At 49.6% G+C, this 12439-nt stretch carries 11 protein-coding genes and 2 pseudogenes; 12 read left to right on the forward strand and 1 reads right to left on the reverse strand.

The annotated features are described in order from the left end of the window. Nucleotides 1-642: 642 nt before the first annotated feature. From LC084_RS19015 to LC084_RS19060, 10 genes and pseudogenes are all read left to right on the forward strand, one after another. Nucleotides 643-1482 (forward strand): annotated as a pseudogene (locus tag LC084_RS19015) (flagellin N-terminal helical domain-containing protein). A 271-nt stretch (nt 1483-1753) separates the two neighbouring features. After that, a complete protein-coding gene (gene fliD, locus LC084_RS19020; RefSeq protein ID WP_226572890.1) occupies nt 1754-3049 on the forward strand; it encodes a flagellar filament capping protein FliD in 1296 nt (431 codons plus the stop codon). A gap of 12 nt (nt 3050-3061) precedes the next feature. Continuing rightward, on the forward strand, nt 3062-3457 hold the full coding sequence (gene fliS, locus LC084_RS19025) for a flagellar export chaperone FliS (protein ID WP_226572893.1): 396 nt from the start codon (nt 3062-3064) through the stop codon (nt 3455-3457). Beyond that, nucleotides 3450-3755 (forward strand): hypothetical protein, encoded by a 306-nt coding sequence (locus LC084_RS19030; protein ID WP_226572895.1) that lies wholly within the window; start codon nt 3450-3452, stop codon nt 3753-3755. Before fliS ends, LC084_RS19030 begins: the two co-directional genes overlap by 8 nt. Continuing rightward, the gene (locus LC084_RS19035; RefSeq protein WP_226572897.1) at nt 3755-4927 is read left to right on the forward strand and encodes a flagellar hook-length control protein FliK; all 1173 of its coding nucleotides are present in this window, start codon (nt 3755-3757) and stop codon (nt 4925-4927) included. Before LC084_RS19030 ends, LC084_RS19035 begins: the two co-directional genes overlap by 1 nt. A 24-nt stretch (nt 4928-4951) precedes the next feature. Continuing rightward, a complete protein-coding gene (locus LC084_RS19040) occupies nt 4952-5422 on the forward strand; it encodes a flagellar basal body-associated FliL family protein (RefSeq protein WP_226572899.1) in 471 nt (156 codons plus the stop codon). A 14-nt stretch (nt 5423-5436) separates the two neighbouring features. Continuing rightward, nucleotides 5437-6174 carry a FliA/WhiG family RNA polymerase sigma factor gene (locus tag LC084_RS19045; RefSeq protein WP_226572901.1) on the forward strand — a complete coding sequence of 246 codons (738 nt, stop codon included), beginning with the start codon at nt 5437-5439 and terminating at the stop codon, nt 6172-6174. After that, nucleotides 6153-7019, forward strand: a complete 867-nt coding sequence (motA, locus tag LC084_RS19050) for a flagellar motor stator protein MotA (protein ID WP_226572902.1) — start codon at nt 6153-6155, stop codon at nt 7017-7019. Before LC084_RS19045 ends, motA begins: the two co-directional genes overlap by 22 nt. Beyond that, a complete protein-coding gene (gene lafU / locus LC084_RS19055; protein WP_226572903.1) occupies nt 7016-7921 on the forward strand; it encodes a putative lateral flagellar export/assembly protein LafU in 906 nt (301 codons plus the stop codon). The genes motA and lafU overlap by 4 nt, the downstream gene beginning before the upstream one ends. 38 nt (nt 7922-7959) lie before the next feature. Continuing rightward, nucleotides 7960-8769, forward strand: coding sequence for a C40 family peptidase (locus tag LC084_RS19060; RefSeq protein WP_226572905.1), 810 nt, complete (start codon nt 7960-7962; stop codon nt 8767-8769). A 55-nt stretch (nt 8770-8824) separates the two neighbouring features. On the opposite strand, the pseudogene LC084_RS19065 reads toward LC084_RS19060, so the two are convergent. Next, nucleotides 8825-8920: pseudogene (locus tag LC084_RS19065) on the reverse strand (IS200/IS605 family transposase); the annotation flags it as partial. 527 nt (nt 8921-9447) lie between these two features. Between LC084_RS19065 and LC084_RS19070 the strand changes: the two are divergent. Beyond that, nucleotides 9448-11034 (forward strand): hypothetical protein, encoded by a 1587-nt coding sequence (locus LC084_RS19070; RefSeq protein WP_226572907.1) that lies wholly within the window; start codon nt 9448-9450, stop codon nt 11032-11034. Nucleotides 11035-11225: 191 nt separating this feature from the next. Continuing rightward, entirely contained in the window at nt 11226-11777 is a 552-nt protein-coding gene (locus tag LC084_RS19075; protein ID WP_226572909.1) for a flavodoxin family protein, read from the forward strand. The last annotated feature ends 662 nt before the right edge of the window (nt 11778-12439 follow it).

Here is a 12439-nt window from a genome sequence, read left to right on the forward strand (position 1 = left end):
GCAGGAGAGACCAAAAATAAACGTTTACTACTCATGGCGCCAAACACAGCTTATGGTATCTACATGATTTGGTCACAAGCATACCATAACCAATTCCATAATTTATTTTAAATAATATATCCAAAGAATAGAGAGTGCTTAATAACATCACTTAATATGATCTACATATTGTTAACTTACTATAATAATAGATTATAACATAAACCATGAAGTCATTCATAACATAACTTAAATAAAGCAAAATAAGGTAATGAAAACAAGACAGAAATTTCCATTCAAGACTATTTGACATACTTTTCTATGCCATAAATAACCTTTTCACTTTATCCTACTTGCTTAATGCCTACATCAAATCAAACTCAAAAAAACAAGTAGCACATCTGTTTAACATAATAAGAATTATCTCTCATCTCCCGGTCGCTAGATGAGGAAAATTAAATAAAATGTGGATAATTTACATTTCCTTTATTTTCCCGGTTACTCAAAATTACTTCACTAAAAAGCAATAAAATCAATAAATTATGGTAAAAAATATTTTTCTACATTGTTCTGAAAAAAGAATTTAATTTCTGCCATGAATGGTCCGTTTTATCCAGTGGCAGGAATCCACCTGATACACAGCTCACTAAGGAAATAAATTTTATGTCAATGTCCATTTTTACCAGCTCATCTTCCATGGCAGCAGTTAATGCAATGAACAAATCCAACAGTATGCTCTCTACTGCTATGGAGCGTTTGGGTACGGGGAAACGTATTAACTCAGCAGCAGATGATGCAGCAGGGCTGCAAATCGCTTCCCGCTTACAAGGCCAGGTTAGTGGTATGGCGGTGGCACAGCGTAATATCAGTGATGCCACAGCTCTGTTGCAAACTGGCGAAGGTGCATTCGATGAAATGACCAATATCATGTACCGCATGAAGGACCTGGCTACCCAGGGTGCGAACGATACCAACTCTGCAGCAGACCGCGCCGCAATTCAGGGCGAACTCGATCAGTTGAGTGCAGAACTGGATAATATTATGGGCAACACCTCTTATGCTGGCGATAAGCTGTTTGCTGCTGGTGGAAAATTCGACGATGAGCTGAATTTCCAGATCGGCGCGAGCGCTGGTGAAGCCATGAAACTGGATATCTCTGATCAACTCGATGACCTGCGCGATATAGTAAAAGACCTGGCAGACTTGTCTGTCGACGATGCAGATGATGCTCAGGAGTTTATGACAGAGCTGGAAACCGCTATTGATGAAGTCAGCGCCATGCGTTCCACCTTTGGTGCCAATATCAACCGCCTGGGCCACTCTGCAGCGAACCTTGCCAACATGAAGGACAACACCGAGCTTGGCCTTGGCAACATTCGCGATGCTGACTTTGCAGCAGAAGCCACCAACATGACCCGCAACTAGATGCTGGCACAAACCAGTATGTCTATGCTGCGCCAGTCTAACAGCATGTCTGGCATGGTAATGTCTCTGCTGGGTTAATCCTTGTTGCAAACTTATTTAAAAAACACCGCTCTGGCGGTGTTTTTTTTACCGCGTTGACTTCCGCTTTCACGACACAGGCGGAAATCCACTTTCCTCACCAAATTTAATCATTTGATTTTAAATAAAAAATAAGTTGGCACGCACCTTGCTAATTATAGAACCGTGAGGCGCAAGATATCGCAATAAAGCACAGCCATCACCCATGCCAGCGCCTGGTGGAAAGGAAGGTCGCGCACTTGTTTTTATTGTTTTAAGGGAAAAATTAATTATGTCCGATTTACTCAGCCTTGATCCTCAAACGCTGGCAACCCAACTGGCGTTTTACGATATCCAGCCCATGCAGAATGCGATTAAAACGCAAACCGCCACTCTGAACGCCCAGCAAACTGCATTGCGGGCCCTTCGTACAGCACTGACAGATTTCCGTACATCAATCCAGGGTATGAACCAGTCGGGCCAGAGCATGCTGCAAACTCAGGCAACCACCAATATGACAGGTATTGCCAATGTCACCACCACCGCCACAGCCCAAAAAGGGACCTATAACATTGAAGTGGACCAGTTAGCCAGCGCGCATCAAATCGGCTATGCAGGGCTGACCGACGAAGATATCAGCAATGCCAGCGGTACCATGACTATTGATCTGGCGGGTGAAGAGCTGAATATAGACCTGACGGACATTGATTCGCTGGCTGACCTCGCCGCTACTATAAATAACGCGGAAAATAACCCAGGAGTAACAGCTTCGCTGGTTCGCACTGATGGCAAGGTCATGCTGATGCTCAGCAGCGACGAAACCGGGGCAACCAATACCCTCGATGTACAAATTGATGGCGATGACTCAACTCAGGCTTTGTTCTCCAACCCGGCACAAATTTCTGCAGCTCAGGATGCACAGTTCCGCATGGGCGAAGTGTCATTCACCCACAGCAGCAACACCATTGACAACTTGATTGAAGGGGTCACGGTTGAATTAATCGGTGTCACCGAAGGGAAGCCGCTCACCATCAATGTTGATACCGATACTGAAGCCACTAAAGAGCAGGTGAATACGTTCGTTGACTCCTGGAACACACTAATGACCTCGCTCAATACACTCACTTCAAACGGTGTAGACGGTGAGCGCGGTGCTCTGGCGGGCGACCCTACAATCAGTGCCCTGCAACGCGACCTGAACACATTACTACGTAGCGAAATTGATGGCTTCACCATTGCTGATTTCGGTATCAGCGCAGACCGCAATGGCAAACTCAAAATTGATAATGACGCCCTGACAAAACAACTGCAATCCAACCCACAATCAGTCACCACTTTTTTTAATGGTCCGGATGGCCTCCTGAGCAGTATGGATAAATCCCTCGACCGCTATCTCAACAGCACAGACGGTTTGCTGAAAAGCCGCCAGGAAACGCTTGATCGCCGCCAGGAAGAAATTGACCGAAAAAGCGAAAAAATGAACACCCGTTATGACACTGCGTACAACCGCTACCTGCGCCAGTTCACTCAGCTACAACAAGTTACGCTGCAAATGAACAGCACTATGAGCATGTTCGGTTTAGTTTAAGGAGGAACACCGATGTACCACAACACAGAAGACTATTCAGGTCACTACCAGGCATCTGACCTTGCTGTTCAGATTGCCTCGGCTAACCCGCATCAGTTGGTATTGATGCTGTTCGACGGTTTATTGGATGAACTTGAACGCACCAAAAGCCACATTGTAGCCCGCCGTTTCGAGCACAAAGCAGCCAGCGTGAATAAGTGCATTGATATTCTCAACGCACTGACAAGTGCGCTGGATTTCGATAAAGGCGGTGATGTGGCTGCGAATTTGTCCCGGCTTTATGACTACTGCGTTTATCGCCTCTATCACAGCAGCCACGCCTTGTCGGTTGAACAAGTAGACGAAGTCACCCTGATTCTGCGCCAGCTTCAGCAAGGGTGGCAACAAATGGGCTTGCCTCATGACTAACCCGCACACTATTTATCGCCTGGCCACTGAGCTGCGCCAGGCGGCCAGTATCCGTAACTGGGCCCTGGTCATGCAGGTCGACCAGCACATTGCGTCATTACTGAGTGGCCTGCAGGGAGCAACGCTGTCACCCGCACAGAGTAAAGCGATTGATGTCCTGCAAACCACACATCGCCAGGTTAATGCCTGGTGCCACCAACAAAGTGATGTCCTGCGGGAAAAAATGGAGCAAACCCGCAACAACCGCGAAAGAGCGGCTGCATATGCAACATTTATGGACGAAAAGGACTTAGGCTAATGGCGTGGATCTCGGCATCGGAACAAGGGCAACATTGGCAAGCCCTCCCGGCGCAGCCTGAAACAGGCCTGCTGCCGCAACCCGGCACTATCGCAGCCAACACAGAGCAAGCTCCGGAAATGTTCTCTCATATGCTGCTCAATGTGGAAGCAGGCGTGTCCCCGCTATCGCCCGATGATGTACAAAGCGATTCTGTACATCCTCAAGTACCGCTGGCGGATACAGGCGATAACACAATTGTCGCCCATGACTCTGTAGTTGCTCATGAAGTTGCTATTTCACGAGCAACTACAGCGTTACCCGGAACCCAGGTGACAGCACTACCCTTACCCCTTGCTGAGCGTACATCATCCGTAAACCGTGTTTTCTTTACTGATATAACCAAAGCGCCAGTAGAAGTCACTCAGACCACAGCCACTTCCTCAGCAACAATGGCGATGCTGGGTAGCGTGCAACCGGCCAAACTACAGCCGATTCAGGCAGGAGAAGTACAGCAACAACCTGCCGTGATTATGGGCTCAAGGGATGCGGTTGCGCTGCCTCAGGTGGCGAACCACCAGCCCATAGCAATAGCAACACAGGCACCAGACACCCAGCCCGGTAACTGCATCGGAGCCGTACAACACATTCAAATTGGTCTATCAGCACAGGCCCCACTTGCGGTACCTGTTCAGCCTGAACCCGTTGCACCAGACACCAGCCAGCGCCCAGCTACCACCACAGCGGCTAGTCTGGCAACGCCGGCACACCAGGAACACCAACACTCGCAAACTGAACGGTTACAGGCCGCTTTGGGTGCCCGGTTACAACTGCATATTGCTAACCGAACTCAGTCTGCACATATCCGTCTGGACCCACCGTCACTCGGCAAAATCGACATTCAACTGCATATGGAACAAGGCCAGCTTCAGGTTGCATTGCATACCCAGCATGAAGAGGTCGCTCGGGCATTGAGGTTGGTCAGCCACGGGCTGCAGGAACAACTGGAAGCAGATACCGAACAGCGCGTCAGTGTACTGATATCAACAGGCCATGGAAGCTCATCTCACCAATCACACCCTGAGGGGGCAGGCCAGTCTGCAGACGAATCCAGCCCGGCAACCGCCAGAGAGTCACTCACTGTGCCACCAACAGAACGCCACCAGGATTCAACCATCATCCTGACGATATAACTCAGCGCAATAACAAGGAGCGTTATGAATATCAAAATTATTTTAAGTGCAGTGGTATTAGCCCTGTGCGTTGCCGCTGGTAGCGCCGCACTTACCCTATTCGGGCTACAGCACATGGGAAACAAGCATGACCAGAGCGCGTCTACCACTGGCGATGCCTTGCAAAATCGCACAGCAGATTCCGTTGAATTTGTTGAGATAGCTAATCTGATTGTCACGCTGAAAGGAAATAACGGTGAACCTCGTTACTTATTGCTGGAACAAGCGCTGATAACCACGAATCCGGAAGATGCCCGGCGCACTCAAACATTGCTGCCCGCATTACGCGGTGCTGCCGTCGGCCTGCTTAACGGATTGCCTTACACGGATGTCCGGGGCATGTCAGTAGAAGAACTAACGCAAAAACTTACTACGCGTTACGACGAGCAGCTCCAGCAACTCAACACCAGTAAGCCTTTTGAGGATGTCATCATCAGCAAAATGGTGTTCCAGTAAATAAGGACTACCGAATGAACACAGCAAATGGATTTACTGAAGCTGCTCTCACCCCCATTCAGGAAGCACAATACCTGAATGAGTGGCTACCCCTGGTGCATAAAATCCTGAAACAAGTTAGTTGGCAGGCAAGCGGGATTATCGATAAAGACGATATGGAACAAATTGCATTGATGGGGTTACTTTCTTCACTGCGTCGCTATGGCATACCCGACGAACAATTTATTGGGTACGCCTCCCAGCGTATTCGTGGCGCTATCCTTGATGAGCTGCGCCAACATGACTGGCGCTCTCGCCGATTACGGCAAAAAAACCACCAACTTAACGATGCAATCAACAAATTGGTCAGCAAACTTGGCTATAACCCACGGCCTGATGAAATTTGTTTACACCTCAATATTTCTCCTGAAGCCTATATGGAATACCAGCAAATTGAGAGCGCCAAGACGCTGCAAAGTCTGGATGAGTTATTGTCTTCGTCAACCCACAATTCACTACTGGGCAATACCTTCGCATCACGAGAACTGGACGATGAGATAATGAGTGCCGACATGCTGCGTCAGGCACTTGCCAGCCTGGACTCCCGTGAACTACTTATCCTCACGCTTTATTACCAACATGAAATGAGCCTGAAAGAAATTGCTCTGACGCTCAATCTGACGGAAGCGCGGGTATGTCAGATAAACAAAAAGCTCGCCAGGAAGATCCACTGTTTTGTTGAGAATCAAACATGCAAAAATTTATCGGTTTAATGGTCATTATGGTTTGTGTCGTCGGGGGGTTTTTGATGTCTGGCGGCAAAATGGCAGTTTTCTGGCAACCCGGAGAAATCGTTATTATTTTAGGCGCTGGCTTCGGTGCCACAATGCTTGCCAACCCGCGCTCAGTGTTACAAGAAATGTATCGCCAGTTCCGTGGGGTACTGCGTAAGAACGAATATACCGACGAATATCAGCGCCAGTTATTAATGCTGCTATTTGAACTGTTGGAATTGGTGCAAGAAGGTGGTCTGAAAACACTGGATGAGCATATTGAAGCACCTGAAAATAGTGCGTTATTTCAGAAGTACCCACTCATTATGGGCGATAAAGCGTTGGTCACATTCATTTCCGACAACTTCCGCCTGATGGCCATGGGCAAAATCAACGAGCATGAACTGGAAGGCCTGCTCGAACAGGAACTGGTTGCAATGGAAGAAAACCTGCTGCTGCCATCTCGCTCATTGCACCGCACCGCTGAAGCGATGCCGGGTTTCGGTATTTGCGCCGCTGTACTGGGGATTATTATCACCATGCAGTCCATTGACGGTTCCATTGCGGTAATTGGCGTGAAAGTTGCTGCGGCCCTGGTCGGCACTTTTCTGGGGGTATTTTTCTGCTATTGCCTGATGGACCCAGTGGCAAATGCGATGGAACAACGTACGAAAAAGCAACTGGCAATTCTGGAATGTGTTCGCACCGTGCTGGTAAACCATGTGGCCGGGAAACCAACATTACTGGCCGTAGATGCCGGGAGGAAAATGTTGCCCATAGATGCAAAACCCAACTTCGCAACACTGGATGGCTGGGTAAATTCAATGCAGGATAACGCCGGATGAAAAATCACAGCGGACACGGCACGACAATAATCAAACGCAGTGCCCGTCGCAACCACGCAGGCCACCATGGAGGTGCCTGGAAAGTCGCCTTTGCTGACTTCACACTGGCGATGATGGCATTGTTTATGGTGCTGTGGATTATGGGGGCATCTTCGGAAGAAGAACGGCATGAGATTGTCTCAAACCTCTATACCGATTCACTGTTCGACATATTTTCGTCCCGAAGCACATCTTCTGGCAGCAACACGCTGCCACTCTTCGAGCCCTCAGGTAACCCCCTTCCTGTCGCGCAGGCCACCGCTCTTCAAACAGCTACACAAGAGCCCGAAACACCCCAGGCTCGGGAGGAACGCTCACAACGTGAAATTGAAGAACTGGCACGTTTAATTGCTCAAATCACTTCGGTTTATAACGCCCAGTCTAATCTGCATATTGAAATCGTACCCCAGGGGTTACGCATTCTGATAACCGATGACCAGCAGCGGGAAATGTTCCAGCGTAGTAGCGCTATTCTGGCACCGTTTTTTCAGCGGTTGTTAAGCGAGTTTGCCCCCGCACTGAACACCATTGAGCACAAAATCATAATAACCGGGCATACTGATGCCACCCGGTATCGTGACCAACAGCGCTACAGTAACTGGAATCTCTCTGGTGACCGGGCATTACAGGCGCGGCGGGTACTGACCGAAGCAGGGCTAAATGAACAACGCGTTTTGCAAGTCAGTGGCATGGCCGACCAAATGTTGTTTCACCCTGAAGACCCACACCATGCCGCCAACCGGCGTATTGAAATTATGGTGTTGACCCACTCAACCAGTGAAGCGCTCTACCAGTTTTTCGGCCATCAGGGGCAGAATATTGTCGCCCCTATTATTGACAAAATCAGCATGACAACGGAATAACTCATCTGGTTCTGAGGGAAAAGGAGATAAACCCGTTTATGACAAGGAAAGTCACAAAACACCTGCCTGTACCGGCATCATTATTACTGAGCAGTTTGTTGTGCCTGCCACTGGATGCAATAGCAACAGGCAATGAAGACAGGCATAAACAGCACACTGCACGCAATACTACCAATAATAACGCGGCTCAGGCTGATGACGCCGTACAGGCGCGGATGCGTAACCGGGATAGATTACTGGCACAGCGTCAAAACGCCCCTACCGCCGTGCCATCAACACCAGGCCAGCGACAAAAGCATGCCGTAAACCAGCGTGCAGAGCGGGAAAAAAATCGGGAATTGCTGGCAATGTATGCCAACTGGTTACCCGGCCAGCATAACGCGGCCCAATACATTGAAGACCCACGGAGGTCTGCCGGGCGGCAAACACATTCACTACGTGAACAGAGCACCATTCATCATGTGGTAAGCCGCCTGAAAGCACAACTGGGGAAACCCTATGTCTGGGGAGGTCACTCACCAGCAAGTGGCTTTGATTGCAGTGGCTTAGTGTGGTACGCCTTTAACCCGCTTCTTAACCGTAAATTACCCCGTACCGCAAACGCCATGTATCAGGACCAGCAACTCAGCCAGATTCACCGCCAGCAATTGCGTAAAGGCGACCTGGTATTTTTCAGTATCAAAACGCCTAATGCAGCAGATCATGTAGGTGTTTACCTTGGCGATGGTCAGTTTATTGAAGCACCCCGAACCGGGAAAAATATTCGGATCAGTGAATTAAACAATGAATTCTGGAAATCAAAATACCTGGGAGCACGCCGGGTTATAAAAGAATCAGTCCTGTTATAGCACGAATAAATAACCTCCAGCACAGCCGGAGGTTTTTCAGATGCGCCTGTAATGCTTTGTTTCTGTATTTGAATTTCAGATTGCCAAACTGCCCATAGAGCATCAGGCTACTTTTACCTTTCAGGTAACCCATGAACCCCGACACACTCACCACCTGGCCAAGAGTATAGTGCGCATCAGTTGCCAGCCTATCGCCCATCCCTCCCAGTAAACTTCGCCACAAGCTAGCCTGGAATAAAAACGATCCTCTATGCTGGGGCTGATAGCCAATAAATTATTTAAATGAAAATGCTCAAATAATTTTTTTTAATAAAAACCAACACAAAATAAATAACAAAACATCCGAAGCCGAAAAACATTGATGATTTATTATGTTAGTTACCAGTAATTAATCATGATTAAAAAACATCATCACAATCCCAAACCCGCCCATGATGCATAAAATAAAAATACTCTAACTTTAAAATCACAACGTTTTCTCTTTTTATATTTTCATGTTACTTAGAATTAAATAACTATCACATATTTACCCCGGCTCCTTTTAATTATAATTCGCCAGAAAATGAATATCTCTCTTCAGTTATCATTTATCCGCTATAGAAAGACTGAGGAAGTGCCAAAAAATGCCGATATATACTTAACTGTATGCCAACTCAACCGGCCCACGAAGGAGGCTCCATGCGCACCTGGTTCGATAAACTGACAGGCAAGAACAAACCGCCCCGGTTTACGAAAAATTGGGATCCGGAGCGTGAAGCCATTTATCACTGGATGGGGGTCTGGCAACGTAGCCAAAACCGCGAAGAGATGGCATTGCCCGATGAGCCACCCGCTGAAGAGGAAAGCTTGCGCTGGGCACCTGGCGCACTGGATGGAACACTGGCATGGCATACCGGGCAACCGGATGACGTACGCCAAAAAGTCGCTCTGATTATGCATGTACTCCAGGCTGTACTGGCTGTGCCATCCGATGCACCAGCAATGAAAAGCTTGTATAGCTTGCTAAACGAAGGCTATCCCCTGAGTTATATCGATGCCCTATTGCAAGAAATCGCCAACACCCGAACCATTTCAGCCGAACGCCTGCGCTGGTTTGCCGAGTGGCTGGCAACACAGGCACCGGACCGCAATGTGGTGAAAGTCGCTATGGCATTGCTGGTGTTTTTCCCAGGTGATCGGAGTGTATCAATCCTGACAACATTAGGCGGGCATGATGAATTTACGCTCTATGCAGTAGTGGCATTGCGCGCCATGTTAAGCCAGGAAGAATATGCACAAATATGGTTTACGCTGGCGCAACGAGCAGAAGGTTGGGGTCGTATTCACCTGATTGAACGTTTACCCACACCTCTTCCCGAAGAGGTCCGTCACTGGCTGCTGCGTAAAGGCTATAACAACACTGTTATGAATGAATACACCGCCTGGCATTGTGCCAGTAGCGGGGACTTACCCCGGGCGTTGCAGGAAGAACAGGACGAAGCACTGTTACTGGGTGCTGCTGGCATTATTCAGGCACTGATTGCTGGCGGCCCTGCTCGTGATATGCGTAATTATGACGACAATCACCTGCTTTGCACCCGCTGGTTACAGCGAATACATCCCTTACCGCCTGCGGATCTGCACTATTATCTGTGCGCCAGTGCCATTGCTAACTGGGCAGCACGCCAGGCAGAAGAAGACACAGATAACACACCGCACTGGCTGGATTTACGCCATAATGCCGTGGATATACTGGCTAATCCAGGATGGGCAGAGTGCATTGCCCAAGAATTTGACCAGCCAGACTGGTCACGCTTTTATCTGGCAGTCCAGGCGAGCCAGTGCCGCGGAGAAGACCCCTGGACCAAAGTCTATGAGCGTCAGCTTCATTTCCCGGACGAAAGCCATTGGTATACGCTGCTGCAAACCCATGCCAGGGAACGGGCCACCATGGTTCAGGTGCTGGCAGAACAACAATTAAACCTGGCGCAGATCGCGAGCGGCCCTTCTCTTGAATCCGGGATCGGGGATGGCTGGCATGATCACCATGTACTGGATGGGATCTTATATGGGCTACAACGTTTCCCGGGCGTTGGATGGTCCCTGGTGGATGCAGGGCTATACAGCCCACTGATTCATAACCGCAGTGTGGCTCTGCAAGTCCTTGAGGCCTGGGCATTACCCGATGATACTCGCTGGCGGCTGGAACATTTATTACGTCTTGAGCCAGACGATGAACTGCGCCTGCGAATTAGTGAACAACTGGCAACATTATCGGCCGCATAACATTTTGTGCGGTTTTTCTGACAAGCACGTTGTACCCGAGCGGTACGCTAACCTGCATACGCACTGATACGGGTATTGAGGTAAGTACCCTCTGCCAGTCAAATCCCTGATAAAAGGTGGTTTGTATTCTGCCTGCTACTGCGTTATATCCCTGTAGCAAAGTGTTCACTATCCTCATGACAGGAGAGACCATGACTAAAGTTGCAGTCGTTTATTATTCTGGCTACGGCCACACCAAACTGGTAGCAGAAAGTGTTGCATCAGGTGCCCAGGCGGAACTTATCGAGATTGACCAGGAAGGCAATATCCCGGAAACCGCATGGGATACATTGCAGGCTGCAGACGCCATTATTTTCGGTGCGCCTACCTATATGGGTTCTGCTCCCTGGCAGTTTAAGAAATTCGCAGATGCCAGCTCCAAAATCTGGTTTACCCGTGCCTGGCAGGACAAAGTGTTTGGTGGCTTTACCAACAGCGCCAGCCTGAATGGCGACAAACAAGTCACCATGATTGCCCTGCAAACACTCGCAGCACAACATGGCGGGATTTGGGTAAGCCTGGGCCAGGCTCCAGCCAACACGTTGGCCTCTTCGCGTGATGACGTTAATAACCTGGGTGGCTCAGCTGGCCCACTGGTACAGTCTCCTTCTGATGCTGGTGCCGATAAAATCCCGGCAGGCGACCTGGAATCCGTACGCCTGTATGGCGCACGCGTTGCCGCCATTGCCGCTCGCCTGAAATAAGCCACAAGGGGGCCAGGCCCCCTTTAACCCCTTCACTGGCTGTGAAGCCACATTAACCACTCCACTGAAAGTGAACGAAATTTTTACCACACTGGCATCAGTGTTCAGTGAAGGTAACCCGAACCACATTTTTCCAGCACAGTGCCGGTTGCGCGCCGTGTCAACAACACCAGTTTCACTCACCAGCTGCGCCCGGCGCACGCAGGGGGGCCGTCCCCCCTGCACCCCCGTGGGTGGCTGGCAAAATCGCCGCTGCGCGGACATTCGGCTTACCCTGGCAGGCTTATCGGGTACCGCTCCGAGTCGGCCTCCTGCCTCCCGTCGCTCTGCCTGCATCCATGCAGGCAGCCCCGGCCCGCCAGGCACGCCTCAACGATTTCGAGGCCACTAACCCCCACGCCTGTAAGCCCCAGCAAAACACAAAGAAAACATACCATATCCAGAGTTTACAGCCATACCAGACAACACAAGCAATCCCGCACCTGCAGCGCTGGCTGAGTCGCGTAAAACCGGTGAACCGCAGAAAGGAAGACAAGGTTATTCCGCCAGGACGGCGGAATAAGGCGAAACGAGGCAGGACGCCGAGTCGAGCCGGCCGCGGGCTGACTGCCCGGAGGTGAACGCAGTGCGCAGCACCGGTTGCCCGCGAAAACCGGATTGTT

The organism is Mangrovibacter yixingensis, assembly GCF_020523985.1.
Taxonomy (GTDB): Bacteria; Pseudomonadota; Gammaproteobacteria; order Enterobacterales; family Enterobacteriaceae; genus Mangrovibacter; species Mangrovibacter yixingensis.